Source organism: Methylobacterium sp. J-076 (assembly GCF_022829405.1).
Lineage (GTDB): Bacteria > Pseudomonadota > Alphaproteobacteria > Rhizobiales > Beijerinckiaceae > Methylobacterium.
In genome coordinates, this window is record NZ_JAKSXW010000133.1 from 130,410 (window position 1) to 154,760 (window position 24,351).

The 24,351-nt window shown below is 72.7% G+C and carries 22 protein-coding genes; 4 read left to right on the forward strand and 18 right to left on the reverse strand.

Annotated elements, in window-relative coordinates; genetic code table 11:
- Position 1 precedes the first annotated feature (1 nt).
- Together phnH and phnG are read right to left on the reverse strand one after the other, a co-directional pair.
- Entirely contained in the window at positions 2-586 is a 585-nt protein-coding gene (gene phnH, locus MKK53_RS16075) for a phosphonate C-P lyase system protein PhnH (protein WP_243929714.1), read from the reverse strand.
- A gap of 1 nt (position 587) precedes the next feature.
- Complete coding sequence (phnG, locus tag MKK53_RS16080) at positions 588-1,046, reverse strand: phosphonate C-P lyase system protein PhnG (protein WP_279599076.1); 459 nt, start codon at positions 1,044-1,046, stop codon at positions 588-590.
- Between the two features lie 131 nt (positions 1,047-1,177).
- Here phnG and phnF point away from each other — a divergent pair, with 131 nt between their 5' ends.
- Complete coding sequence (gene phnF, locus MKK53_RS16085; RefSeq protein WP_243929715.1) at positions 1,178-1,924, forward strand: phosphonate metabolism transcriptional regulator PhnF; 747 nt, start codon at positions 1,178-1,180, stop codon at positions 1,922-1,924.
- Positions 1,925-1,936: 12 nt separating this feature from the next.
- Here the strand turns inward: phnF and phnE (MKK53_RS16090) are convergent, their stop codons facing one another.
- The 7 genes from phnE (MKK53_RS16090) to asd all read right to left on the reverse strand — a co-directional run bounded on the left by phnE (MKK53_RS16090) (position 1,937) and on the right by asd (position 8,177).
- Complete coding sequence (gene phnE / locus MKK53_RS16090; RefSeq protein WP_243929716.1) at positions 1,937-2,806, reverse strand: phosphonate ABC transporter, permease protein PhnE; 870 nt, start codon at positions 2,804-2,806, stop codon at positions 1,937-1,939.
- Positions 2,803-3,684, reverse strand: coding sequence for a phosphonate ABC transporter, permease protein PhnE (phnE, locus tag MKK53_RS16095; protein ID WP_243929717.1), 882 nt, complete (start codon positions 3,682-3,684; stop codon positions 2,803-2,805). Before phnE (MKK53_RS16095) ends, phnE (MKK53_RS16090) begins: the two co-directional genes overlap by 4 nt.
- Positions 3,685-3,824: 140 nt before the next feature.
- The gene (gene phnD, locus MKK53_RS16100; protein ID WP_243929718.1) at positions 3,825-4,754 is read right to left on the reverse strand and encodes a phosphonate ABC transporter substrate-binding protein; all 930 of its coding nucleotides are present in this window, start codon (positions 4,752-4,754) and stop codon (positions 3,825-3,827) included.
- A 102-nt stretch (positions 4,755-4,856) separates the two neighbouring features.
- Entirely contained in the window at positions 4,857-5,681 is an 825-nt protein-coding gene (gene phnC, locus MKK53_RS16105) for a phosphonate ABC transporter ATP-binding protein (RefSeq protein ID WP_243929719.1), read from the reverse strand.
- A gap of 202 nt (positions 5,682-5,883) precedes the next feature.
- Positions 5,884-6,501, reverse strand: coding sequence for a DapH/DapD/GlmU-related protein (locus tag MKK53_RS16110; protein WP_243929720.1), 618 nt, complete (start codon positions 6,499-6,501; stop codon positions 5,884-5,886).
- Positions 6,494-7,174 (reverse strand): DUF1045 domain-containing protein, encoded by a 681-nt coding sequence (locus MKK53_RS16115; protein ID WP_243929721.1) that lies wholly within the window; start codon positions 7,172-7,174, stop codon positions 6,494-6,496. The genes MKK53_RS16110 and MKK53_RS16115 overlap by 8 nt, the downstream gene beginning before the upstream one ends.
- Positions 7,175-7,301: 127 nt before the next feature.
- Complete coding sequence (gene asd / locus MKK53_RS16120; protein ID WP_243929942.1) at positions 7,302-8,177, reverse strand: archaetidylserine decarboxylase; 876 nt, start codon at positions 8,175-8,177, stop codon at positions 7,302-7,304.
- 34 nt (positions 8,178-8,211) lie between these two features.
- Between asd and MKK53_RS16125 the strand changes: the two genes are divergently transcribed.
- Positions 8,212-9,873: an aminotransferase class III-fold pyridoxal phosphate-dependent enzyme gene (locus MKK53_RS16125; RefSeq protein ID WP_243929722.1), complete on the forward strand. Its 1,662-nt coding sequence runs from the start codon at positions 8,212-8,214 to the stop codon at positions 9,871-9,873.
- Between the two features lie 369 nt (positions 9,874-10,242).
- On the opposite strand, the gene MKK53_RS16130 is transcribed toward MKK53_RS16125, so the two are convergent.
- The 4 genes from MKK53_RS16130 to MKK53_RS16145 all read right to left on the reverse strand — a co-directional run bounded on the left by MKK53_RS16130 (position 10,243) and on the right by MKK53_RS16145 (position 16,750).
- A complete protein-coding gene (locus MKK53_RS16130; RefSeq protein ID WP_243929723.1) occupies positions 10,243-10,854 on the reverse strand; it encodes a hypothetical protein in 612 nt (203 codons plus the stop codon).
- Between the two features lie 47 nt (positions 10,855-10,901).
- A complete protein-coding gene (locus tag MKK53_RS16135) occupies positions 10,902-11,588 on the reverse strand; it encodes a class I SAM-dependent methyltransferase (RefSeq protein WP_243929724.1) in 687 nt (228 codons plus the stop codon).
- Between the two features lie 429 nt (positions 11,589-12,017).
- Positions 12,018-15,509 (reverse strand): YhaN family protein, encoded by a 3,492-nt coding sequence (locus MKK53_RS25455; RefSeq protein WP_279599077.1) that lies wholly within the window; start codon positions 15,507-15,509, stop codon positions 12,018-12,020.
- Between the two features lie 2 nt (positions 15,510-15,511).
- The gene (locus tag MKK53_RS16145; RefSeq protein ID WP_243929725.1) at positions 15,512-16,750 is read right to left on the reverse strand and encodes an exonuclease SbcCD subunit D; all 1,239 of its coding nucleotides are present in this window, start codon (positions 16,748-16,750) and stop codon (positions 15,512-15,514) included.
- A gap of 192 nt (positions 16,751-16,942) precedes the next feature.
- Between MKK53_RS16145 and MKK53_RS16150 the strand changes: the two genes are divergently transcribed.
- Positions 16,943-17,491, forward strand: coding sequence for a fasciclin domain-containing protein (locus MKK53_RS16150; protein WP_243929726.1), 549 nt, complete (start codon positions 16,943-16,945; stop codon positions 17,489-17,491).
- A 187-nt stretch (positions 17,492-17,678) separates the two neighbouring features.
- On the opposite strand, the gene MKK53_RS16155 is transcribed toward MKK53_RS16150, so the two are convergent.
- The 5 genes from MKK53_RS16155 to MKK53_RS16175 all read right to left on the reverse strand — a co-directional run bounded on the left by MKK53_RS16155 (position 17,679) and on the right by MKK53_RS16175 (position 23,577).
- Positions 17,679-18,401 carry an anti-sigma factor domain-containing protein gene (locus MKK53_RS16155; protein ID WP_243929727.1) on the reverse strand — a complete coding sequence of 241 codons (723 nt, stop codon included), beginning with the start codon at positions 18,399-18,401 and terminating at the stop codon, positions 17,679-17,681.
- On the reverse strand, positions 18,398-18,949 hold the full coding sequence (locus MKK53_RS16160; protein WP_243929728.1) for a sigma-70 family RNA polymerase sigma factor: 552 nt from the start codon (positions 18,947-18,949) through the stop codon (positions 18,398-18,400). The genes MKK53_RS16155 and MKK53_RS16160 overlap by 4 nt, the downstream gene beginning before the upstream one ends.
- A gap of 98 nt (positions 18,950-19,047) precedes the next feature.
- The gene (locus tag MKK53_RS16165) at positions 19,048-20,646 is read right to left on the reverse strand and encodes an efflux transporter outer membrane subunit (RefSeq protein WP_243929729.1); all 1,599 of its coding nucleotides are present in this window, start codon (positions 20,644-20,646) and stop codon (positions 19,048-19,050) included.
- Position 20,647: 1 nt separating this feature from the next.
- Positions 20,648-22,225: a DHA2 family efflux MFS transporter permease subunit gene (locus tag MKK53_RS16170; protein WP_243929730.1), complete on the reverse strand. Its 1,578-nt coding sequence runs from the start codon at positions 22,223-22,225 to the stop codon at positions 20,648-20,650.
- Complete coding sequence (locus MKK53_RS16175) at positions 22,222-23,577, reverse strand: HlyD family secretion protein (protein WP_243929731.1); 1,356 nt, start codon at positions 23,575-23,577, stop codon at positions 22,222-22,224. The genes MKK53_RS16170 and MKK53_RS16175 overlap by 4 nt, the downstream gene beginning before the upstream one ends.
- A 172-nt stretch (positions 23,578-23,749) precedes the next feature.
- Between MKK53_RS16175 and MKK53_RS16180 the strand changes: the two genes are divergently transcribed.
- Entirely contained in the window at positions 23,750-24,349 is a 600-nt protein-coding gene (locus tag MKK53_RS16180) for a TetR/AcrR family transcriptional regulator (RefSeq protein ID WP_243929732.1), read from the forward strand.
- Positions 24,350-24,351 lie beyond the last annotated feature (2 nt).

A 24,351-nucleotide genomic window follows, 5' to 3' on the forward strand; every position in this document is an offset into this window, starting at 1 on the left:
CTCAACTCCCCACGAGGGTCGAACGGGGCAATCCGGCGACGCGGCCGGGGGCGGTCAGCAGGCAATCGACCCCGAGGGGGAAGCCCGCATGGTTCTCCCGGAGCGCCGCCGGCCAGCCCGGCGGCAGCGGCGCCAGGGCGAGGTCCGCCGTGCCGCGGATGCCCGGCCCCGACAGGCGCAGGCCGGCACCGGGCGCGAGGGAGTCCAGCGCCAGGACCAGCGTGGTCGAGCCGTCGGGATAGGCCGGCGTTCCGCGGGCGAAGGTGTGGAGCGGCGGGCAGCGCCCCGCCTCCCGCACCAGGGCGAAGGCGGCCCGGCCCGGGTCGGCGGTGAGGGGCGCGCCGGTGTGGAAGCGCAGATAGGCCGCCACCTCCGGCGCGGCGGCGAGCGCCGGATCGAGCCAGACCGCCGTGTCGCGGTCGGTGAGCGCCAGGGCGACGGCGGCGAGCTCCGGCGTCAGCGGCCCGGGGGGATCGAGCCGCGGCGCGATCGCGTGGATCGTGCCCGGCCGCGCCAGGGCATCGAGGACGGCACGGAAGACCCCTTGCGAGTCATGGACGGGATCGGCGAACCCGGCGCGCAACATGTCAGTCCTCCCCACGGGCCAGGGTCAGGAAGTCGACCCGCGTCGCGGCGGTGCGCCGGGCCTGCGCCGCCGCCTCGTCGGCCGCCCGCCGGGCCACGGCACCAAGGGCCGCCTCGACGCCCCGCCGGTCGGCCTCGCCCTGCCACAGGGCATCGAGGATCGCCGCGTGGCGGGCGCGGCGGCGGTCCCGGCCGAGGTGGTAGGCGAAGCCGGTCCGCCCGTCCGCCAGCCGCACCGCGGCGCGGGTGACGGTGACCTCCCCGAGGTTGAAGGGCCGCCCGTCCCCGCCGATCCGGCCGGTGGCCATCACCAGCCCGACCTCCGGCGCGCGGATATCCTCCGCCTCCGGCGTCCCGAGCCCCGCCAGCGCCCCGGCGAGTTCGGCCCCCGTGGCGGCGGCGCAGAGGGCCATCACCGCCCTGCGGGCCTCCGTCCCCGACCCTCGACTCACATCCGGCATCGCCGCCTCCGCAGTTGTCTAATTGCATAGACAACTGGCGCCGTCGGCGCAAATGAAGTTTGTATGACGGCGGGGCGGCGGTGCCGGCGGCATCGACCCGGTGCGGATGTCGCGTCGCGCGAGGAGGATGGGTGAGCGAGCCGGTCGAAGCGTTGAGCCGCGGGGCGGGCCTCGCGGCCTGGCGGCAGATCGCGGACGCCCTGGAGGGGGAGATCGCGGCGGGCCGGCTGGCGCAGGGGGCCCAGCTCCCGACGGAGGCGGTGCTGGCGGCACGCTTCGGCGTGAACCGCCACACCGTCCGGCGGGCGCTGGCGGCGCTGGCCGAGCGCGGGCTGGTGCGCGCCAGCCAGGGCCGGGGCACCTTCGTGGAGGCGGCGCCCCTCGCCTACCCGATCGGCCGGCGGACGCGCTTCTCCGAGATCGTCACCGGCGCGGGCCGCGAGCCCTGGGGCGACCTGATCTCCCATCGCGAGATCGCGGCCGGCCCGGAGCGGGGGGCGATGCTGGTGCTGCCCGAGGAGGCGCCGCTCCTCGAACTCATCACCGTCCACCGGGCGGACGGCATCCCCCTCTCGACGGCGCGGACATGGCTGCCCCTGCCCCGCTTCGCCGGCTTCGCCGGCTTCGCGGCGGCCTACGGGGCGTCGGGCTCGATCACCCGGGCGCTGGCCGCCTGCGGCGTGCCCGATTACACCCGCGCCTCGACGCGCATCCGCGCCCGCCCGGCCGACCCGGCCGAGGCGGCCCGGCTCGAGATCGCGCCGGGACGGGTCGTGATGGTGGTGTCGAGCGTCAACGTCGATGGCGCAGGCACCCCCGTCCAGGCCAACCGCGCCGTCTTCGCCGCCGACCGGGTGGAATTGATGGTCGCCCCCTGACGCGGGCGCCCTCTACCGCCCCGCCCCGCCGATCACCGCCCGGCGCAGGCGGCCCGAGATCCAGTCGATCGCCGCGACGGTGACGAGGATCATCAGCACCAGGAAGGCGACCTGCTTCAGTTCCAGCACCCGGATCAGCTCGGTGAGGTACTGGCCGATGCCGCCCGCCCCGACGATGCCGATGATCGTCGCCGAGCGGGTGTTCGATTCGAAGAAGTACAGCACTTGGCTCGCCAGGACCGGCAGGACGCCGGGGATGAGCCCGAACCGGATGCGGTGCAGCGACGAGCCCCCCGCGGCGGCGATGCCCTCGGCGGGCCTGCGGTCGCAGGTCTCGATCGCCTCCGAGAACAGCTTGCCGAAGGCCCCGAAATCCGAGCACGCGATGGCGAGCGCCCCCGCGAAGGGGCCGAGGCCCACGACGTTGATCCAGATCAGCGCCCAGATCAGCACGTCCACGGAGCGCACGACATCGAGCCCCCGGCGCACGGCGAAGCGGGCGAAGGGGTTCGGCACCACGTTGCGCGCAGCCAGGAAGGCCACGGGGAAGGCGAACACCGCCGCCGTGAGCGTCCCGAGGAAGGCGATGCCCAGGGTCTCGCCCAGGGCCTGGAGGAACACGCCGAAGCGCCCCCCCGCGCTCGGCGGGAGCATCTCCAGGGCGAAGCCGCCCAGGCGCCCGAGGCCGTGGACGATGCGCCCCAGGGAGAAGTCCAGCGCCCACATCCCGTAGGCGGCGAGGCCGAAGAGGCCCGCCAGGACGGCCGCCACCCGCAGCCGCCCGGCCCAATCGGTGCGGAACTGCCCGGGATGACGGGCGCGCAGGGCGTCGAGGTCGGCCAGCGCGGTCCGGCGCAGGCTCGGACGGGTCCGCTCGGTCATCGCCCGCCCTCCGCGCCGATGAGGTGATGGCGCAGCCTCTCGGTGCCGAAGTCGATGGCGAAGACCGTCAGCACGATCATCAGCAGGATCGCGCTGACGTCCGAGTAGTAGAAGTTGCGGATCGCGATCAGCAATTCCTGTCCGATCCCCCCGGCGCCGACGAAGCCCATCACCCCCGCACCGCGGACGTTGATCTCGAAACGGAGCAGCGCGTAGGAGGCGAAGTTCGACAGCACCTGCGGCAGCACGGCGAAGCGCACGGTGCCGACCCAGCTCGCCCCGGTGCCGGTCAGCCCCTCGACGGGCTTCATGTCGATGTTCTCGACCACTTCGGAGAACAGCTTGCCCAGCGCCCCGGTGGTGTGGATCGCCAGGGCCAGCACGCCGACCATCGGGCCGAGGCCGAAGGCGATGACGAAGATCAGCGCGAAGACGATCTCGGGGACCGTGCGGCAGACCTCCAGGAAGCGCTTGGCGACGAACCGCAGCGCCGCGCTCTTCACGAGGTTGCCCGCCGCCACGAAGCACAGCACGAACCCGCCCACCGCCCCGAGCAGGGTGCCGAGATAGGCCATCAGCAGGGTCTCGCCGAGCAGCGAGAGCCATCTCGGCAGGGCCCAGTACCATTCGGCCAGATCGGTGCCGAGATGACTGGGCCGGAGCACCGGCATGATCTCCCGGAGATAGGCCGTGAACTTCCCGATATTGGCCGCCAGGACGAACGGCCGGACCTCGGCGGCGTAGGAGGCGAGCCCGAGCAGCACCGCCATCACGGCGGCGGTGACGAGGAGCCGCCGCCGGGCGCTGGCCCGCTCGGCCGCATACTGCCCGACCAGGGCGGCGGCCCGTTGGGGCGGAAGGAGGGTCAGGCGGCGCAAGGCTCGCTCATCGGTATCGGCTCCGGCACGGTTCTCGCCAACGCTCCCGTCATTGCGAGCGGAACTCATGGGGCGGATCGGACGGTCCGGCCCCGTCCCGAAGCGGATGCTCCGGGGTGGGGCCGGACGCCCGAAGCCCGTTACGACTTGCGGCGCTGCTCGTCGTTGAACTTCAGCATCTCGATGATCGGCTGGTAGTCCTTCAGCGTCACCGGGGTCAGGCCCTTGTCCTTGCCGTCGGAGAGCTTGTCGAAGGTGGCCTTGTCCTTGGTCGGCAGCGCCTCGAAGGCGGCGCGGATCTGCGCCTTCAGGTCGTCCGGCAGGCTTTCCAGCATGGCGAACGGGCCCTCGGGCAGGAAGTCCGACTTGAACACCACCCGGAAGTCCGCCTGCTTCATCGGGCTGCCGTCGGCGTTCTTCAGCATGCCCTTGGCGGTCATGCGGGTGACCATGGTGTCGTCGTCGGAGTTGTAGAGGTTGGCGGCGGCGTCCGCGGTGCCCTGGGTCAGGGCCAGGACGGCGTTCTCATGGCTGCCGGCGAAGAAGGTCTTGCCGAAGAACTTGTCGACCTCGTAGCCCGCCCGCTTCAGGAAGAAGCGCGGCGCCTGGTTGCCGGAGGTGGAGTTCGGGTCCACCAGGGCGAGGTTCTTGCCCTTCAGGTCCTCGATGGTCTTGTACGGGCTGTCGGCCTTCACGTAGATCACCGAGTAATACCCGGAGGCGCCGGTCTCGTGCTTCTGGTTGACGATCGGCTCGATCTTCACGCCGGTCATCACCGCGCGGGCGAACGAGGCCGGGCCGTAGAAGCCGATCTGGATGTTGCCGGCCCGCTGGCCCTCGATCACCGCGGCGTAGTCGTTGGCGACCCGTAGCTTCACCGGCACGCCGAGGCTCTTGGTGAGGTAGTCGGTGAGCGGCGCGTAGCGGTCGCTCGTGCCCGAGGCGTTCTCGGCCGGGATCACGGCCAGGGTCAGCTCGGGATACTGCTTCTTCCAGTCGTCCGCCGCATGGGCCGCGCCGCCGAACAGCCCGAGCGCCAGGGCGCCGGCCAGAATCCGTCTCGTGATCATCGCAAGTCTCCGTTCGCAAGTCGGCGCGCCGGCGACCGCCGGGCGCATCACGGGGCGTGTCCTCGGGAATCGGCACCGGCATCTGCGGCCGGCTTGCCCCGCTCAGGCGACGACCGCGGCTTCGCGGATCGGGCCGGTGGGGATGGGCATCGGCCCCACCGGCAGGGCGGGCTCGTCGTCCAGCACCTCGCCGGCTTCGAGGCCATAGAGGCGGCGGGCCACGTCCTCGGTGAGGTCGAAGCCGCGCCCGTCGAACACCACGCGCCCGGCCACCAGACCGACGAGGCGGTCGCAGTAGGCCCGGGCGAGGTCCAGGGAATGCAGGTTGCAGACGACGGTGATGCCGTAGCGCTTGTTCACGTCCGCCAGGGCATCCATCACCAGCCGCGTGTTGCGCGGGTCGAGGGAGGCGACGGGCTCGTCCGCCAGGATGATCTCCGGCTCCTGCACCAGGGCGCGGGCGATGGCGACCCGCTGCTGCTGGCCGCCGGAGAGCTGGTCCGCCCGGATGGCGGCGAACTGGCCCATGTCGAACCCGTCGAGGGCGGCGAGCGCCATGGCCCGGTCGGCCTCCGACCACATCCGCAGGAGCGAGCGGTGGCTGGGGCAATGGCTCAGCCGGCCCATCAGGACGTTGGTCATCACGTCCAGGCGGCCGACGAGGTTGAACTGCTGGAAGATCATGGCGCAGCGCGCCCGCCAGTCCCGCAGGCGGCGCCCGGTGAGGGCCGTCACGTCTGTCGTGCCGTGCAGGATGCGCCCGGAAGTCGGCTCCGCGAGGCGGTTCAGCAGGCGCAGCAGGGTCGACTTGCCGGCACCGGACCGGCCGATCACCCCGACGAAGCTCCCCGGCTCGATGCGCAGGGACACGCCGTCGAGGGCGCGGCGATCACCATACTGACGCGTCAGGTTCTCGGTGACGAGCATTCGAGGGTCCGAAGATGAATGGACCCCGTAGACACAGCTTGCACGACGTTTGAATGACGATTGCCGGCGAAGTATTTTGGCTCTTCACCGCCCTCCCCCGTCATCGCGCGGGCGGCGAAGCAATGCGGGGATCCGCCGTGTTCTCCGACGTCCTGCCGCCCCGGATTGCTTCGCTTTGCTCACAAGGACGTGGCGCCCTTCTTCACCCCCCGTGCCGATCCAGGAACTCGTCGATGGCGAGGCTGCGGAAGTCCGGCAGGGCCCGGCGCAGGCGCTCGTGATCCCAATCCCACCACGCGAGGCGCTGGAGCCGCTCGGCGATGGCCGCCGGGAACCGCTCCCGCACCGGCCGGGCGGGGTTGCCGACGACGATGGCGTAGGGCGCCACGTCCCGGGTGACGATGGCCCCGGCGCCGACCACCGCCCCGGTGCCGATGGTTCGCCCGGGCAGGATGATCGCGCCGTGGCCGATCCAGACATCGTGGCCGATGGTGACCGGGCTCGCCCGGCGCCGGTCGAAGAAGCCGTCCTCGTTCGCCTCCTCGGGCCAGTAGGCCCGGGCGCGGTAGGTGAAGTGCGCCTGGCTCGCCCGCTCCATCGGATGGTTGCCGGGGTTGATGCGCACGCTCGCGGCGATGGAGGTGAACCTGCCGACGGTCGTGTAGATCACCTCCCCGTCCTCGACGATGTACGAGTAATCGCCGAGATCCGTCTCGGTCAGGCGGGTGCGGGCGCCGACTTCCGTGTAGCGGCCGAGCCGGCAGGCGGTGACCCGCGCGCTCGGGTCGATGGTCGGGGTCTCGCTCAGTCGCTCAGCCATGGTGGCCTCCGAAGGGGATGCGCGCCAGCAACCGGAACGGCGCCTGTCCGTCCTGGCGCAGGATGCCGAGGGCGTGGATCGTCAGCGGCCCGGCGCCGCTGTCCCGGTACGCCCGCGTCAGGCGGGCGTGCCAGTCGGCCTGTGCCTCCTCCGGCAGGGCGTCGGTGAGGGTCATGTGGAAGCGGAATTCCTCGAAGACATGGGGGTAGCCCCAGGCGTCGAGGAGCGCGCGGGCGCGGGGGCTCAGCCGCTCCGGCCGGCGCTTGGCCCGCTCGGCCTCGGTGAGGGGCGCGCGCAGGGGCTCGAACGCGGCGACGCATTCCGCCGCGAGGAGCCCGAGATCGGGCGGAGGGGCCACGGGCACCAGCGCGAGGAACCGCCCGAGGGCCGCGACCGCCAGCGCGCCCACCGCGACCGGCGGATGCGCGGCGGCGAGCCGTTCGGCCGTCGCCACCAGGGCGGCCTCGTCCACCCCGGCGGCGAGGCGCATCGGCGCCTTCAGGGTCGCGTGGAAGCCGTAGACCCGCGCCCCCGCCGTGACCTCCGCGAGGCCGGGCTCCTGTGGCACGGCCTCGCCCGACACGTTGTCGTAGCCGAGCACCGCCCGGCCGAAGCCCTCGAGCGCCGAGCCGGGCTCCGGCAAGGCATAGATCGCGTAGCGCGGTTCGCTCATGTCGTTCCCAGCATCGATTCGTTCACACCGTCATGGAGAACGCGGTGACGCAATCCAAAGGGGGAGGGCCGCTGTCCGAGCCTCGCGCGTCCCTGAATCGCGTCGCGGGCCTCGCGATGACGGCCCCTCAAGAGGACAGGGCCGGCGCCCGCAGCAGCGCCTCGCCCATGCGCAGCCGGGCGCCCTCGTGCAAGCCCGGATCGAGGGTGTAGCCGGGGGGCGCCAGCACCACGATGGTCGAGCCGTGCTCGAACCAGCCCATCTCGGCCCCCTTGGGCAGGGCGGCGAGGCAGGGGAGCGTGCGCCCCTCGGTCGAACGCAGGTCGCCCCCCTCCGGCAGGAAGCCGAGCTTCAGCCCGGCCACGAGGATCGCCGCCACCGGCACCAGGGTCATCGCCGCCCCGTCCGACAGGCGCACCCGGATCACCGCCCGCTCGTTGCGGCAGAACAGGGCCTCGACCCGCTTCAGCGCGATCGGGTTGACGTTCCACGTGTCGCCCCAGAGGTGCCGCACCGAATCCACCCGCAGGTCGGCGGGGGCGTGGAAGCGGTGGTACATCCCCGCCGTGAGCCGCAGGGTCGCGTAGGCGCAGCCCTCGTGGGCGAGGGCGAGGGCCTCGTCCTGCACGAGGTCGGCCAAGCGGTAGGCGCTGCCCTTCACCTGCAACACCTGCCCCGCCGCCACGGTGCCGTGCGCGCCGAGGATGGCGTCCGATGGGCTGACCAGCACGGCGGGATCGGACTCGAGCGGCCGGGCGCCGGGGCGCAGTTCGCGGACGAAGGCGGCGTGCAGGCTCGGGAAGCGCGTCTCCTTCGCGTCGGTCAGGTCCACGTCGCAGAACAGCCGCCACAGGAAGAGGGAGGCATCCCGCACCCACGGCTGCTCGATCCGGCTGATCCGGCCCATGGCCTGGGTCGCGAGGCGGCGGGGCAGCCGGTTGGTCAGGAGGAAGTTCAGATCCTCCTGGGCGCCGATACGGCCGAGCGTTGCGCGGAGCGTCATCATCCCGTGAACCGTTCCCGTTAGCCGCGACCCCATGGACGCGCTTCTCACTTCCCTGTCGGCCGCCGCGGCGGCCGCCCTCGCCCTGCCGCCGGCCGTCCGGCGCCTTCAGCTCTCCCGGGCGAAGCACCCGTCGCTGACCGGACACGCCCGGATGGCCCGGCGAATCGCCAGGGCGATTCCGGCTTATGCCTACGATTCGCGACAGTTCTTCCGCGCCGACGACCCGCCCGATTCGGTGGCCGCGGCCCGGGAGGCCGCCTTCGCCCGCCTGTCGGAGCTGTTCCGCACCCGCTTCGCCCGGAGCCGGGCCGAGACCGAGGCGGTGCGCGCCGGCCTGTCCGACCTGCAGTTCACCGGCCTCTACCGGGTGCCGTTCCAGTTCGCCGGGCCGGTTCGGGCCAATCTCGGCGCGGGGGCGTTCATGGCCGCCTCGAACGGGGTCAGCGTCACCGACCTCGACGGCAACACCTTCCACGACCTCGCCGGCTCCTACGGCGTGAACCTGTTCGGGATCGATTTCTACAAGCGGTGCATGGCGGAGGGCGCGGCCCGGGTCGCCGCCCTCGGGCCGGTGCTCGGCTCGCTCCATCCGGTGGTGGCCGGGAACGTCGCCCGGCTGAGGGACCTGTCCGGGCTGGACGAGGTGTCGTTCCACATGTCGGGCACCGAGGCGGTGATGCAGGCGGTGCGGCTCGCCCGCTACCACACCGGCCGGCGGCGGATCGTGCGCTTCTGCGGCGCCTATCACGGCTGGTGGGGCGACGTGCAGCCGGGCATCGGCAACCCCGTCGCCGCCAACGACACCCTGACACTCTCGGAGATGTCGGAGCGGACGCTGCACGTCCTCGCCACCCGGAAGGACGTGGCCTGCGTCCTCGTGAACCCGCTCCAGGCCCTGCACCCCAATGCCGGCGCCCCGTCCGATTCGGCGCTCATCGACAGCGCCCGCACGACCCGGTTCGACCGGGCCGCCTACACCGCCTGGCTCGCCCGCCTGCGGGAGGTCTGCACGCGGCGCGGCATCGTCCTGATCCTCGATGAGGTGTTCCTGGGGTTCCGCCTCGCGAAGGGCGGCGCGCAAGAGTATTTCGGCGTGCGGGCCGACCTCGTGACCTACGGCAAGTCCCTCGGCGGCGGCCTGCCGGTGGGCGTGCTCTGCGGCCGGGCCGACCTGATGCGCCGCTTCCGGGACGACCGGCCGGTGGACATCTGCTTCGCCCGGGGCACCTTCAACGCGCACCCGCAGGTGATGGGTGCCATGAGCGCCTTCCTCGACCGGCTGGAGACGCCGGAGGTCGCCGCCCTCTACGACGGGCTCGACGCCACCTGGGACGGGCGGGCCGCCGCCCTCAACGCCCGCCTGGAGGCGGAGGGCCTGCCCGTGCGGGTCGCCAACTTCTCGACCGTGTGGACGGTGCTCTACACCCGGCCGTCCCGCTACAACTGGATGCTGCAGTTCTACCTGCGGGCGGCGGGGCTCCACCTGTCCTGGGTCGGCACCGGCCGGCTGATCTTCAGCCTCGCCTACACGCAGGCCGACTTCGCCGCGGTGGCCGACCGCTTCGTCGCCGCCTGCGCGGCGATGCAGGCCGACGGCTGGTGGGACGGCCCGGAGACCACCGACAAGGCGATCCGCCGCGCGGTGCTGAAGGAGGCCGCGCGGGTGCGATTCGGGCTGTCGCCGCGGGGGTGACGCCCCCCCGCTCCGGCAGGGCGCCCGGGTCGGCACCGCCGTCATCACCTCGGTTGGAGTGAGCGGCCTGACGGGTGTGGTGCTGGAGACACCGGAGGCGCCGCATGCCCTCCCCCCTCCCCCGCAGGGGGGGAGGGAGGCGTGGCGCGTGGGGAGCAGCCGGAGAACGGCCAACCCCGTCTTTGCGAGGGAAGCGAAGCCATCCAGGGAGGCGTCACGGTCTGAGGCGGCCCGCTGCCCCGGATGGCGTCACTGCGTTCGCCATGACGGCGCGGGACATGCCGGGCCTGAAACACCATGCCCCCAAACGCAGCGCGCCCCCTCCCCCGGCGGACCGGGAGAGGGGGCGCGTGTGGAACAGGGAACCGATCAGGCGTGGTGTTCGGCCTGCTCTTCCTCGTCGATCATCTCACCCTGCAGGAGCTTGAGCGGTGCCCTGTGGTAGAGCTTGATGTCGTGGAAGGGGTCCGTGAGGATCTTGGTCGCCCAGACGATGCCGGTCTTCGGGCTCTGCTGGATGCAGAGCTGGCCGACGCGGAACAGGAGGCCGCCGATGGCGAGCCACAGCCAGATCCAGCCGACATTGTGGATCACGCCGGAGAGGTCCGGCGCCGGGGTGAGCAGGCCGAAGAAACTCGGATCCCAGTAGAGCGGGGCGGGCGACAGCACCCAGATCGACAGCAGCACGACCTTGCGCTGCAGGTTGTAGCCGACCTTGATCTCTTCCTTGTGCTCGTGGGTGGCGTGGTTGACGTGGTCGTAGCCCTTCGGCTCGAAGAACAGGTGGCCCGCCTGCCGGCTGGTCATCGCCAGGAGCCAGCCGACCAGGGCGGCCTTCGCCGGGTCCATGAAGGCCAGCACGTAGGCCACCAGGAAGCAGATGGCGCTGACCATATGCAGGCTCTGGTTGATCAGGTTGTGGTGGTAGTAGCGATGGTCGTCCCAGCGCTGGATGCGCAGCGCCTCCCGGAAACTGGCCATGGGTCGAAACTCCGTGTCGTCGCGGCGATGGGGGCGGGGCGGCCGGGTCAGGCCGTCTTGCGCATGCGGATGAGGGAGAAGTGCCCGAGCGGGGGCAGCGCGCGCCGCTCCACGATCTCGATGCCGGGCGCCGAGGCGGCCCAGTCCGTGTAGCGCGCCCACGGGAACTCCGTGCGCCAGCCGAGGCGGCCGGTGATGGGGGCGAGGGCGTGCTCGATCGCCCGGCGCAGGCCGCGCTCGGCACCGATGCGGCTGGTGATGATGATCTCGCCGCCGGGCCGCAGCACGCGGGCGAACTCGTGGAGGGCGACCTCCGGGTTCGGGACCGCGGTGACGACGTACTGCGCCACCACCACGTCGAAGGATGCGTCGGGCAGTTCGAGCCGCTCGGCGTCCATCACGGCGAGGCGCTCGACGTTGCGCAGGCCGAGCCGCTTCACGCGGGCCTGCGCCTTCTCCAGCATGGGCGCGGAGATATCGATGCCCATGACGCTGCGGGAGCGGGCGTAGGCCGGCAGCGAGAGGCCGGTGCCGACGCCCACTTCGAGCACCCGGCCGCCGATGCGCTCCGCCGCCGTGGCGGCGAGGCTGCGCCCGCGGGCAAAGACCGGCCCGAAGACGAAATCGTAGACGGGCGCCCAGCGCCCGTAGGCCCGCGCGACCCCGTCACGGTCGAGGGCCGCGCCGGACGCGCCCGTCCGGGCGGAATCCCGGCTGTCCAATCCGATGGCCAAGTCTTGAAACCTTCCCTCAGGCGCTGGCGTCCGGCTTCGGGCCCACCCGCCGCGCGGATGCCGGCGCCGTGTCCCCGGATGGCGAAGCCGGCATGAGGTGTATGGTTGATTTTTGAATTTTCTGTGACACCGTGCACGACACGCCCACTATTGGATCGCGCGTTGCAAGTTTCGCTGAGCCGGCTCACTGAAAAGATGGGAGATCGACCGACCATCCCACCCGTCGAATGACCCCACTCGACAAACGAATGCAGCGCGAAAGCCGGCAAAATACTTGAGAGCCCGGCCGATGGCACGGACTGACACCTGAGCATCTGCAGCGTTTTGTGCCGACCTTGGATCAGGCGTTCCCGCGCCTCGGTGCCGCTCCCCTCCCCCCTTGCGGGGAGGGGTGGGGGTGGTGCCGGAGAGGGCGCGGCGGCGCGGGCCCTACAGCGTCAGCACGTCCACGGCGGAGCCGAGCCGCGCGGCGGCGATGTCGGCGACGTGGCGGTGGTGGGTGAACAGGATCGGCTGCACCGAGCCGCCGATCTCGGCCAGGGTTTCGAGGCCGTGCGCGGTGCGGGCGTCGTCGAAGGTCGAGAACAGGTCGTCGCCGACGAAGGGCGCCGGCTCGGCCCGGCCGGCATAGTCTTCGAGATGCGCGAGGCGCAGGGCGAGATAGAGCTGGTCCCGGGTGCCCTCGCTCATCGCCTCGATGGAAACGAGGCCGCCGCCGGCCGGGCCGGAGGCGCGCCGGCCCACGAGCCGGGGCGTGTCCGCCTCGTCGTAGCTCTGAGCGAGCCCTTCGAAGCCGCCGCCGGTCAGGCGCTGGAACAGGGTCCCGGCGCGGGCGAGCATCGGGTCCTGCTGGCCCGCCCGGTGCTTGGCCACCGCCGCGCCGAGCATCAGCCCGGCGAGGCGCAACACCGCCCAGGAGCGCGCGGCCTCCTGCATCTGCGCCTCGGCGCCCTTGCGCTCGGCCAGCGCCAGCTCGGCCCCCGTGCCGCCTTCCAGCTCGGCCCGGCGGCCGATGTCCCGCTCGCGGTCGGAATAGACGACCCTGCTGCGGTCCTCGACCTCCTCGGCCTCGGCGGCGAGCGCCGCCAGACCGGCTTCGATGGCCTCGGGCGGCGTCTCGGCGAGGCCGGCGCGCAGCTCCGCCTCCGGCAGGCCGTCGCCCGCGACGGCGAGGCCCCGCATCCGCAACCGGGCGAGGTCCGCCCGAAGCCGCTCCCGGGCATCGAGCCTCCCGTGGAGGGAGACGAGTTCGTCCGGCGAGGCGCCCGCGGCCTCCGGCAGGCGCTCGCCGACCAGGGCGGCCAGCCGGCCTCGGGCCGCCTCGCCCCCCCGGGCGGCCTCGGCCGCGGCCTGCCCTGCGGCCTCCTGCAACCGGCACAGCTCGGTCCGGCGCACCGCCTCCGCCTGCGCCGCCTGCAGGCGGTTGTGCAGGGTACGGATGCCCGCGCCGGGCGTCATGTCGGCGAGGTCGGGGGCGAGGTCGGCCACCAGGGACGCCGCGGCGGACTGGAACAGGTCCCGATCCCGGATCAGGCCCTTCACCCGGCGGGTGAGGTCGGCGTGCTGCGCCAGGGCCTGTGGCACCTCCCGCCAGGCGGCCAGGGCCCCCTCCGCCTCCTCCAGTCCGGCGGTGGCGGGGAGCGCCAGGACGGTGACCGCCCCGGCCCACGCCTCCCGCCAGACGGCGCGCCGCGCCGCCGTCTCGGTGAGCGCCGCCTCCTGGCGCTCGGCCGCCTGCCGGGCAGCGCCGAGCCGGCCGATCGCCTCCCGCCCGGCCTCCCATCGGGTGGCGAGGGCGCGCAGGTGCCCCTCCAGCCCGTCGAGGAGTGCGGCGGGGTCGAGCCCCGGCAGCACCTCCATCCCGGCGCGGACGCAGAGGGCCGCCAGGGGCTCCCGCGCCGCCGCGATCTCGGCCGCGTAGCGGTCCCGGCTGATGCGCTCGTCGGCGAGGTCCTGCTCGGCGCCGATCACCGCCTGCGCCTCGGCCAGCCAGCGGGTCATCTCCACGGGCGGGCCGGGGCGGATGCCCGCCTCGCGCCACGCCTCCTGCCAGGCGGCCTCGCCCTCGGCGACGTCGGCCTCGCGGGCGGTCAGGGACTCCTCGTCCTCCGCCACCTCGGCGAGGGCCGCCGCGAGGCGGAGCTGGTCGGCGGCGTGGGCGGCGACCCGGGTCGCGTCGTCCGCACGGGCGTCGGCGAGGCGGTCGGCGGCCTCCACCGTCCGCTCGAAGGCGGCCACGGCGTCGGGGGAAGCCCCCGTGCCGGCGACCAGGGCATCGCGCAGGGGGGCGAAGGCCCCGGCCCGGGCGGCGCGCAGGGCGGCGAGGCGCTCCTGCGTCGCCACCGGCCCGGCGGCCTCGCGCTCGTCCAGGCGGGCGCGGATCTCCGCGACCCGGCGGCGGGCGGCGGCGAGGCGGTCGGCGACCCGCCCTCGCTCCCGCGCCGCCTCGTCCAGGAGGGCCTGGAACCGCCCGATGGCTTCGGCAGAGGGCAGCGGGGTCCGGGCCAGGGAGGCGGGGTCGGCGATGGCGGGGGAGAGGCGCCCGGCCCGGTCGCGCAGGAAGTCGACGGCCCGGCGAATCCCGTCCTCGAACTCCCGGTGCCGGGCGATGGTCTCGCGCAGGCGCCCGAACGGGCGCAGCATCTCGCGCAAGGGGGCGGGGTCGAGGACGGAGCCCGCAGCCTCGCCCTCGCGGATCAGCCGGTCGCGCTCGGCGCGGGCGGTCTCGGCCTCCCGCGTCACCTGGGTCTCGGCGGCGTCGAGGGCGCGGCCCTCGCGCACGAGGCGCTCGATCCCGGCCCGGGCGGCGTCGGTGGGCAGGATGTCGGCCAGCGCGTCGCGGCCCCGCACGCCGACCCTCGCGCAGAGCCGGTCGAGGGTCTGTTCGGCCCGCTCGGCCTCGCCGCGCAGCCGGGTGAGGTCGGTCCCGTCCTTCTCGAAGCGGCCGATGCCGCGGAAGGCCTCCAGGATCTCCTCGGTCCGCTCCGCGAGGGGCGCCACCTGCGGCAGGGCTTCCACCTCCGCCCGGGCGCGGGACAGGCTCGCCCCGGCGCGGGTGGAATCCGCCTCCGCCGCCCGGCATTCGGCCAGGACCTCGCCGAGGCGGGCGACCCAGGCGCCGTCCGCCTCGACGGCGAGGGGATCCTCCGCGAGGCGCGCCTCCAGGGCGTCGATCTCGGCGAGCACCGGCCCGGCCCGCTTCAGGCGCTCCAGCCGGGCGCGGGCGGCGGCGAGGCGGCCCCGTTCGGCGCGCAGCGCGTCGAGGTCCGCCCCCGCGGCGGCGATGGCCTCGTTGAGCTGGCGCCAGTCGGCGGTGGAGATCCCCGTCTCCCGCTCGGTCTTGCGGGAGTCCTGCCAGCGGTCGAGGGCTTGGTAGAAGGTCCGGTGCCCGGCCTTCCGGGGGGTGAAGATCGCCTCCGCCTCGCCGTCGAGCCGGGCCTGGAGTTCGGTCAGCCCGCGCAGGCCGGAGCCGGCGGCGAACAGGCTCGCCCCCACCTCGCCCTCGACATCGACCATCTCCCGCCCGCCCCGGCGCAGGGCCTCGGCGTCGAGGCCGAAGGCCCGGCAGAAGACCGGGCGGACGAGGCCGCCGAGGAAGGGGGCCAGCGCATCGTCCGGCAGGGGCGCCTCGTCGGCGTCGATCAGGGTGCGGGCGTTGCCCTTCCGGCGGCGGAAGGCGAGGCGCCGCCCGTCGGCCGATGCGATCTCGGCGCCGATCCGCAGGAGCGGCATCTCGTGCTGGAAGGCGTAAGCCGTGGTCTTGCCGAACCCGAACAGCAGGTCGGTGACGGCCGAGAGCGCGGTGCTCTTGCCGGCCTCGTTGGCGCCGAGCACCACGTGGAGCCGCGCATCGGGCCGGAAGGCCAGCGTTCGGTCGGTGAAGGCTCCGTAGCGCTCGAGGTGGAGGCTCAGCAGGCGCATCGTCAGCAGGCCCGGCCGGAGAGGCGGCCGAGGACCAGGGCCTGCGCCTCGGTGCAGAGGGCCTCGAACTCGGCCTCGATGCCGGCCTCCTCCGCGACGCCGGAGGGCATCTTGCGGACGATCTCGGCCAGCGCCGCCACGGCGCGCTCGCGGAACTCCGGTTCGCGCTCGAGGTCGGCGAGGAGGGCGGTGGGGTCGATGGCCGCCGTGGAGACCGCCTCCGCGGCGCGGGGGCGGCGGGTCTCGACCTTCAGGCGCTCCAGCCAGATCTCCTCGTGCACCCGGTGGGCCGCCGCCTGGACCTCGGCGGCGAGGTCGTCCCGGTCGGCGCAGAGACGGTCGTGGACGGCGCTCTCGCCGGTGAGGTGGACCCGCACCAGCACGAGGCGCGAGGCGGCCACCGCCCCGAGGGGCCGCAGCGCCTCCTCCACCCGGGCATGGGCCGCCCCGATCTCCGTCACGCCCGAGAGATCGACGGAGAGGCGCTCGAACCGGGCGCGGTCGAAGATCAGCCGCTCGACCTCGCGCACCTGCGCATCCTCGACCGTCACGAGCACGGCCCCGCGGGGCCCGCATTCGCGCACGCTCCGCCCCTGGAGGTTGCCGGGGAAGACGATCCACGGGTCGCGGGACAGTTCCTCGTATTCGTGGATGTGGCCGAGCGCCCAGTACGCGTAGCCCCGCCGGGCGAGGTCGGGCACCGAGCAGGGGGCGTAGGTGGCGTGGGCGGCGTAGCCGCTGCAGGAGGTGTGCAGCACGCCGAGGTTGAACCAGCCGGGCATCGCGGCCGGGTAGGTCAGCGACAGGTTCTCCTCCACCGCCCGGTTGGGGAAGCTGCGCCCGTGGATGGCGACCTTCCACCCGTCGAGCGTGTGGGTCGTCGCCCGGTTCGAGGGGAAGACGTGGACCGAGGGCGGCAGGGTGATCGAGCGGGTGATGACGCTCTCGGCATCGTGGTTGCCGCGCACCATGACGACGGGGATGCCGGCCCGGTCGAGGCGCCCGACCTGCCGGGCGAAGAACAGGCCGATGGAGGCGTCCGCCCAGTCGCCGTCGTAGATGTCCCCGGCCACCACGACGAAGGCCACCGCCTTGTCGATGGCGAAGGTCACGAGGTCCTCGAACGCCCGGCGCCCGGCCGCGGCGAGGCGCCGGGCGAGGTCCGCATCCCGCCCGGCGAGGCCGGTCAGCGGACTGCCGAGGTGAAGGTCGGCGGCGTGGACGAACTGGAAACGCGACATCCGGGTCCTGCGCAGGCGGCCGGTGTTCTTAGGACGTTCCGGTGCGGTGGCTCAAGGGAGCGGGCGCGCCGTCCACCGCCGCGTGTTTTTTCGGGGTCCGGCCCCACGCCGCTGAAACTTCCCGGCCCGTCCGGTCCGTAGAGGCTGACGACGCCCCCGTTTCGGATTGGGGCGCATCCCAAGGGAGCCACCATGTCCAAGACGCTTCTCCGCCTCAGCCTCGCCCTCGGCCTCGCCGCCGCGGCCGGCCCGGCCCTCGCCAAGAACCCGATGGTCGGCGGCGCGCCGATGTACGCGAACAAGACCATCGTCGAGAACGCCGTGAACTCGAAGGACCACACCACGCTGGTGGCCGCCGTGAAGGCCGCCGGCCTCGTGGACACCCTGTCGGGCCCCGGGCCGTTCACCGTCTTCGCGCCGACCAACGCCGCCTTCGCCAAGCTGCCGCCGGGCACCGTCGACACCCTGGTCCAGCCGCAGAACAAGGCGCAGCTCACCAGCATCCTCACCTATCACGTGGTGCCGGGCGTCTACACGGCCAAGGAGCTGATGGCCGCGGTGCGCCAGGGCGGCGGCCAGGCCGAGCTGAAGACCGTCCAGGGCGAGCCGCTCACGGTCACCACCAAGGGCAAGGCCGTGATGGTCACCGATGCCAAGGGCAACACCGCCAAGGTCACGATCGCCAACGTGATGCAGTCGAACGGCGTGATCCACGTCATCAACACCGTGCTGATGCCCTGATTCCGACCCCCATCCGGACCGCCGCCGCCCGTCGGCGCGGTCCGGCGCTTCCCCTCTCCCCGCCCTGCGGGGGGAGGGCGCATCGACCCGTCAAAGCCCGATCCCAGCCTCGTCGGCCCCCGGCTCGCAGGCTGCCGCCCTCCCGCGAAGACGGGGGGCCGCCGCGCCGGCTCGGCCGGCATCCGCCTCAGCGGGCGCGTCCCCCGTCGCGCACCAGCTTGCCCGAATAGATTACCGGCCCGGTGGGGGCGCCGGTGGGCGAGCCGCCCTTCGGCTCCACCGACACCGCGAGGCTCGCCCCCTCGGCCCCCGCCCGGAGGGCGGGCGGGACGGGCAGCCGGGCGCCCGCATCGGTGACGAGGCCGAGGGAGCGGGGCGCTGCCCCCGCGCCCACGTACCAGAGCTCCAGGCTGCGGTCCGGCGGCGCCTCCGCGGCGAGGCTGCGCACCTGCACCATCCCGGACCCGAGATCGACGCGCACGATAAGCGCCGGGAGCGCCCCGCCCCGGTCGACCACGGCGAGGTACTGCGTTCCCTCGGCGGCCGGGCGCGGCCCGGCGGCGATCCACAGGGCGAGCCCCGCCGCCAGCGCGCCCGCCATCCCCGCCGCGAGGCGCCAGCGCCGCAGCCCACGCTCCAGACGGACGATGCGGGCGCCGCCCGCCGCGTCCGGCCGCCGGCCGATCCGCGCCGCGATGGCCGCCCAGTTTCCCGGATCGGGCGTCGCCGCGGGGATCGCGCCGGCGAGCGGGGAAAGCCGCGCCTCCCACGCCGACACCGCGGCGCGCAGGCCCGCCTCCCGCTCCAGCGCGTGGGCGAAGGCCGCCCGCTCGTCCTCCGGCAGGGTGCCGAGCACGTACTCGCCGGCCGCGCCGTCGGGGTCGTCGGCCCAGGGCTGCGGGGTGCTCATGCCGCCTCCAGGCAGCCGCGCAGGCTGATCAGCCCCCGGCGCAGCCACGTCTTCACGGTGTTCACCGGGCAACCGTAACGGGCGGCCAGCTCCTCGCGGGACCAGCCCTCGCAATAGGCGAGCACGATGCATTCGCGCTGGGGCGCTTCCACCGCGCCGAGGCAATGGCTGAGGGCATCCCGCCGGGCGAGGTCGGCCTCGTCGTCGCGGGTGTCGGCCAAGCGCTCCAGCCAGCCCTCCTCGGTCTGCGTCAGGCGGGAGGACCTGTCCTGCCGCAGCCGGTCGATCGCCCGGTGCCGGGCGATGGCGACGAGCCAGACGTGGGGGGCGCCGGCCCGCGGATCGTAGCTCCCTGCCCGCTGCCAGATGCTCACGAAGACCTCCTGCAGCGCATCGTCCGCCGCCGCCCGATCCCGAAGGATACGGAGGATGATCCCGAGAAGTTTCGGAGCCATCGCCTCGTAGAGGGCGCGGAGTGCGGCGTCGTCGCCGCGGGCGACGGCCCCGATCAGCCGGGCAAGTTCCCCATCGCGCTGGGCGCTTCCCACGGCACCGTCCCCCCGTCCTTCGGCCGCGTCTTCCGCGTCGGCCGGGCCGACACCGCCTCTACCATATCCCGGGCCGTCCCGCGCCGGAGGCCGGCTCCCTACGGCAGGACCGGCCGGGGGATGATCTCGGCCACGGGCACCTGCGCCACGTCCGGCGGACCGGGCGGGACCGGCTGGGGCGGGAAGCTCCCCTCCCAGCCGCCGCCGAGGGCCTTCGACAGGGCGACGAAATCCGTCGACATGCCCGCGGTCGCCTGGGACAGGTTGGTCTCGGCCTGGAGCACCACCTGCGCGTTCTGCAGCACGGTGGTGAAGATCTCGACGCCCTGGGTGTAGCGCGCCCTGGCGAGGTCGAGGCCCCGGCGGGCGTCGCCCACCTGCCGGGCGAGGCGGCCCCGGCGGTTCGCGTCGCCCTGCAGGGAGGCCAGCGCGTTGACCACGTCGTGCCAGCCCTGAAGCACCGCCTTCTGGTAGGCGATGGCCGCCTCCTGCTGGCGGGCCTGCTGCAGCACGAGGTTCGAGCGCAGCCGCCCGCCCTCGAACAGCGGGATCGAGAAGGACGGCCCGATATTCATGTATTGCAGCGACGACCCGCGGAAGATCTTGGCCGGGTCGATGGCGTTGACGGTCGGGCTCGCGGTCAACGTCACCCGCGGGAAGAACTCGGCCTCCGCCTCGCCGATATCGGCGATGGCCGCGTGCAGGCTCGCCTCCGCCTGGCGGATGTCGGGCCGGCGGCGGATCAGCTCGGAGGGGATGCCCACCGGCACCTTGGGCGGCACCGGCGGGATGCCGCGCCCGCCGGTCAGGTCCTGCGACAGGGCCAGCGGCGCCTCCCCGAGGAGCAGCGAGATCGCGTTGATCTGCTGGATCTCCTGCTGCTGCAGTTGCGGGATCTGCGCCTGGATCGCCTCCACCTGCGAGGCGGCGCTGGCCACGTCGAGCCCGGTGACGAGGCCCTTCTGCTGGCGGATGCGGACCACGTCGAGGATCTGCTGGTTCACCCGGACGTAGGATTGATAGATGCGGACGAGGTCCTGCGTGCCCCGGAGCTGCACGTAGGCGCGGGCGAGCTCGCCCTGCGCCGAGACCAGGGCGCCCCGGCGCTGCTCGGCCGACGCCTCGGCCTGGGCCTGGGCCGATTCCACCGAGCGGCGCACCCGGCCCCAGAGGTCGAGTTCCCACGAGGCGTCGAAGCCCAGCGTGTAGCTCTCGAAGCCGTTGGTCAGGGGCGCGGTGGGGTCGGTTCCCCCCGTCAGCCCGCCCAGGGAGTTCGACAGCAGGCCGATCGTGCCGTTCTTGCTGTATTGCTGCCGGTAGGCCGAGCCCTGGCCGCTCAGCGTCGGCAGGGCCGCGGCGGCGCTGGTCCCGAGCTGGGCGCGGCTCTGGAGCAGCCGGGCGGAGGCGGTCTGCACGTCGAGGTTCTCGGCGGCGATCCGGGCTTCGAGCCCGTCGAGGATCGGATCGCGGAAGGCGCGCCACCACTCCACGTCCGGCGGCGCGCCGGAGGTGCCGCGCAGGAGCGGCAGCGCGGTGTGGACCGGCCTCCCCGGTGCGGGCTCGACATAGGTCGCCGCGGCGGTGACCGCTGGCACGGGCCGGACGAAATCCGGCCCGACGACGCAGCCGCCGAGCATGTCCGAGAGGCCCAGGGCGGCCACGCCGGCCAGGATGGTGTCGAGGAGGCGGATCGCCATGTCAGTGCCCTCCGCCGCCGCCGCCGGAAGCGGTCTTCGCCGAGATCAGGAAGCAGAACGGCACCACGAGGAAGGCGATGACGGCCGTGTATTGGAAGACGTTGCCGTAGGCGAGGATCTGCGCCTGCTGCATGTACGTCTGGTAGGTGTGCGACACCGCCTCCTGATGGACGGCGCCGGCCGCGCGCCCCAGGGAGCGGAGCGTGTGCTCGCTCTCCTGGATGAACGTGTTGTAGCCCTGCCGCAGCGGCGTCATGAACCCGGAGAGGTGCGCCTGGTCGGCCTGCCGCCGCTCGGTGACGGCGGCGGTGGAGAGGGAGATCCCGAGCGAGCCGAACACGTTGCGGAACATCGAGAACAGGGCCGCCCCGTCGCTGCGGTACCTCTGCGGCAGGGTGAGGTAGGCGATGGTCGAGATCGGCACGAACAGGAACCCGAGGGCCGCCGTCTGCATGGAGCGCATGATGACGAGGGTGCGGAAGTCGATGTCGGGGGCGAGCTTGCTCGAATACATCAGCGCCACGCCCATCAGCGAGAAGCCGAACATCACGAGGTAGCGGGTCTGCACGACCTTCATCAGCTGCCCGACGATGGGGATGAGGACGATCACCACCACGCCGCCGGGCGACAGGATCAGGCCCGATTGCAGGGCCGGGTAGCCGAGCACGTTCTGGGCGAATTGCGGGATGATCACGGCGCTGGCGTAGAGGGCGAAGCCCATGGCGCCGATCAGGATGCAGCCGATGGTGAAGTTCTTGTCGCGGAACACGTCGAGGTCGATGATCGGCTTCTTGGCCGTCAGCAGCCAGCAGATGGCGAAGAACACCCCGAGCCCGCCGATGACCGTCATGAGGACGATGAAGGGTGAGCCGAACCAGCCGTCGTCCTCGCCCCGGTCGAACACGATCTGCAGGAAGCCGATGCCGACGACGATGAGGGACAGGCCGATATAGTCGATCCCGCGCTTGCGGTTCTTCTTCGCCTGCTCGTGGGGCGGATCCTCCACCAGGATCGAGTTCAGGATCACCGCCAGGATGCCCACCGGCACGTTGACGAAGAAGATCCAGCGCCAGTCGAGGTGCTCCACGAGGTAGCCGCCGAGCGTCGGCCCGAGGACCGGCGCCACGATGGTCGCCACCGCCGTGACGCCGAAGGCGGCCCCGCGCTTGGCGGGGGGGAAGGTGTCGAGGATGATCGCCTGCTGGCTCGGCTGGAGCCCGCCGCCGAAGAACCCCTGCATCAGCCGGAACAGGATGATCTGCCCCAGGCTCTGGGCGAGGCCGCAGAGCAGGGACGAGACCGTGAACATGCCGATGCAGATGATGAAGTAGCGCTTGCGCCCGATCGTGTCCGAGAGCCACCCGGCGATGGTCAGCACGATGCCGTTGGCCACGAGGTAGGCCGTGAGCGTGTAGGTCGCCTCGTCGTTCGAGGCGGCCAGCGAACCCGCGATGTAGGGCAGCGCGACGTTGACGATGGTGGTGTCGAGGATCTCCATGAAGGCCGCCATCGTCACGACGATGGCGATCAGCCACGGGTTGTAGCGCGGCGTCCAGGTCTGTTCCGCCCCGCCGCTCACTTGAGCATCACCGTGGGCTCGACGCTGATGCCCAGCGGCAGAGGCTCCTCGGGCTTGAGCCCGGAATCGATCACGATCTTCACCGGGACCCGCTGGACGATCTTGATGAAGTTGCCCGTGGCGTTCTCGGCCGGGAAGGCGGAGAACTTCGAGCCGGAACCGCGCTGGATCGAGTCGATGTGGCCGTGCAGGTCGAGGTCTGGATAGGCATCGACGGTGATCGCCACCTTCTGGCCGGGGCGCATCCCGTCGAGTTCGGTCTCCTTGTAGTTCGCCGTCACCCAGACGTCGGTCGTGACCAGCGACAACACCTGCTGGCCGGACGAGACGTAGTTGCCCGCGTTGACGTTGCGGCGGGTCACCCAGCCGTCCTGCGGCGCGCGGACCACCGTCCACTCCACGTTGAGCTTGGCCTGGTCGAGGCGGCCCTGCGCCTGTTCCAGTTGCCCCTCGATCTGGCTGACCTGATCCTCGGACTGGCCGATATTCTGCTTCACCGGCTCGGCCTGGATGACCCGGGCCTGGGCCTGCTCCACCTGCGCCTTGGCCTGCGCGAGGTTCGCCGCCGTGGTGTCGACCTCCTGCTGGGTGGTGGCGAGCTTCGGCAGGCTCTTCTGCCGGTCGTAGTTCGCCTGCTGGAGCTGGAGGTTCGCCTTGGCGGACTCGAGGTTCGCCTTGGCGAGTTCGAGGGCGGCGGGGAAGTTCTTCCTGGCGATCTCGACGCCGAGCTTCTGGCTGGCCGCCTGGGCCTTGGTGGTGTCGAGCTGGCCCTGCGCCTGCTCCTGATTGAACACGTATTGCCGGTCGTCGATGTGGAACAGCGGATCACCCTTGTGGACGAACTGGTTGTCCGTGATGTCGAGGCTCACGACCTGCCCGGAGACCTGCGGCGCGATGGTGACGATGTTGCCGTCCGTATAGGCGTCGTCGGTGGAGGCCTTGCCCCGGGTCGTGAGCCAGTAATAGACGCCGCCGCCGATCAGCAGCAGGATCACCACCGCGGCGATGCCGAGGACGAGGGGCCGGCGCTTCTTGCGCCGCTCCTGGCCTTCCTGCTCGCCGTCGGCCTGGTCGGATCCCTTGTCGCCGCCGGATGTGTCTGCCCCGGCCTTGTCCTGGTCGGACTGGCCCCGGTCGGATTTGCCCCGGTCGGATTTGCCATCGCCGGACTTCCGGTCGCCGGACTCGGCGCGCTCGCCCTCCGCCCGGCGCCCCTGCGAGGCCGAACCGTCCCCGTCGCGGTCGTCGCCGTCGTCGCGCGGCCCCCCGATGTCGAGGTAGTCGCGACGTCTTGTGCCCGAGCGGCCGCGGCCCGGCCGCGGCCCGAACGCGTCGTCGTCGTTGTCACGCATTCTCGGCAGCTCGATCCTGGGCCCGGACCGTGGGCGGCCCGACGCGGGGACGGCCCGCCCGGCGGGCGACAATTGCCCTGGCACAAGCGAACCGTTAGGTACGCTTATAAGAGGGGCAACTCTTAATATGTCAATTGGAGACGACACAACTCATAGGCGCAGTGGCGACCCCGTGCCGAGGGGGCAACGCCGCCGCTGCCAGATCCTCGCGGTGGCCGAGCGGATCCTGCTCCGACACGGACTCGCCGAGACGACGATGCAGCGCGTGGCAGAGGAAGCCGGCGCCTCGAAGGAGACGCTCTACCGGCACTTCAGGAGCAAGGACGACCTGCTGATCGAGATCGTCCTGGCGCGGACGGCGAAGTTGCGGGCGGCGCTCGATGCGAATTTCGAGAGCGGCGAGAACACCGCGACGGTGCTGCGCGACCTCGGGCGCAACCTGCTCCAGGCGATGGGGGGGCCGGAGGTGATCCCGCTGCTGCGCATCGTCGTCACGGAGACGGTGCGCAATCCGGATCTCGGCATGTCGCTGTTCACCGCCGGGCCCGACCGGACCCACCGGCTGCTGACGGCGCATCTCGAAGCGGCGAAACGACGCGGGACGTTCCGGGGCGAGGATCCGGCGCTCGCCGCCTCGCTCTATATCGGCTCGGTGCTCGGCAACGCGATGCTCCTCAACCTGCTGCGGCCGCCGGAGCGCCCGCTGAGCGCCGGGGACATCGACGCGCGGGTGGAGGAGGCCGTCGCCCTGTTCCTCGCCCGGTACGGATGAAG

Excerpts from the sequence above, each read along its gene's own strand:
- MKK53_RS16150 (WP_243929726.1), top strand. The coding sequence starts at position 16,943 with ATGTCCAAGACGCTTCTCCGCCTCAGCCTCGCCCTCGGCCTCGCCGCC.
- phnH (WP_243929714.1), bottom strand. The coding sequence starts at position 586 with ATGTTGCGCGCCGGGTTCGCCGATCCCGTCCATGACTCGCAAGGGGTC.
- MKK53_RS25455 (WP_279599077.1), bottom strand. The coding sequence starts at position 15,509 with ATGCGCCTGCTGAGCCTCCACCTCGAGCGCTACGGAGCCTTCACCGAC.
- MKK53_RS16115 (WP_243929721.1), bottom strand. The coding sequence starts at position 7,174 with ATGAGCGAACCGCGCTACGCGATCTATGCCTTGCCGGAGCCCGGCTCG.
- MKK53_RS16175 (WP_243929731.1), bottom strand. The coding sequence starts at position 23,577 with ATGCGTGACAACGACGACGACGCGTTCGGGCCGCGGCCGGGCCGCGGC.
- phnG (WP_279599076.1), bottom strand. The coding sequence starts at position 1,046 with ATGCCGGATGTGAGTCGAGGGTCGGGGACGGAGGCCCGCAGGGCGGTG.
- MKK53_RS16110 (WP_243929720.1), bottom strand. The coding sequence starts at position 6,501 with ATGGCTGAGCGACTGAGCGAGACCCCGACCATCGACCCGAGCGCGCGG.
- phnC (WP_243929719.1), bottom strand. The coding sequence starts at position 5,681 with ATGCTCGTCACCGAGAACCTGACGCGTCAGTATGGTGATCGCCGCGCC.
- MKK53_RS16155 (WP_243929727.1), bottom strand. The coding sequence starts at position 18,401 with ATGAGCACCCCGCAGCCCTGGGCCGACGACCCCGACGGCGCGGCCGGC.
- MKK53_RS16125 (WP_243929722.1), top strand. The coding sequence starts at position 8,212 with ATGGACGCGCTTCTCACTTCCCTGTCGGCCGCCGCGGCGGCCGCCCTC.
- asd (WP_243929942.1), bottom strand. The coding sequence starts at position 8,177 with ATGACGCTCCGCGCAACGCTCGGCCGTATCGGCGCCCAGGAGGATCTG.
- phnE (WP_243929716.1), bottom strand. The coding sequence starts at position 2,806 with ATGACCGAGCGGACCCGTCCGAGCCTGCGCCGGACCGCGCTGGCCGAC.
- phnD (WP_243929718.1), bottom strand. The coding sequence starts at position 4,754 with ATGATCACGAGACGGATTCTGGCCGGCGCCCTGGCGCTCGGGCTGTTC.
- MKK53_RS16130 (WP_243929723.1), bottom strand. The coding sequence starts at position 10,854 with ATGGCCAGTTTCCGGGAGGCGCTGCGCATCCAGCGCTGGGACGACCAT.
- MKK53_RS16165 (WP_243929729.1), bottom strand. The coding sequence starts at position 20,646 with ATGGCGATCCGCCTCCTCGACACCATCCTGGCCGGCGTGGCCGCCCTG.
- MKK53_RS16145 (WP_243929725.1), bottom strand. The coding sequence starts at position 16,750 with ATGTCGCGTTTCCAGTTCGTCCACGCCGCCGACCTTCACCTCGGCAGT.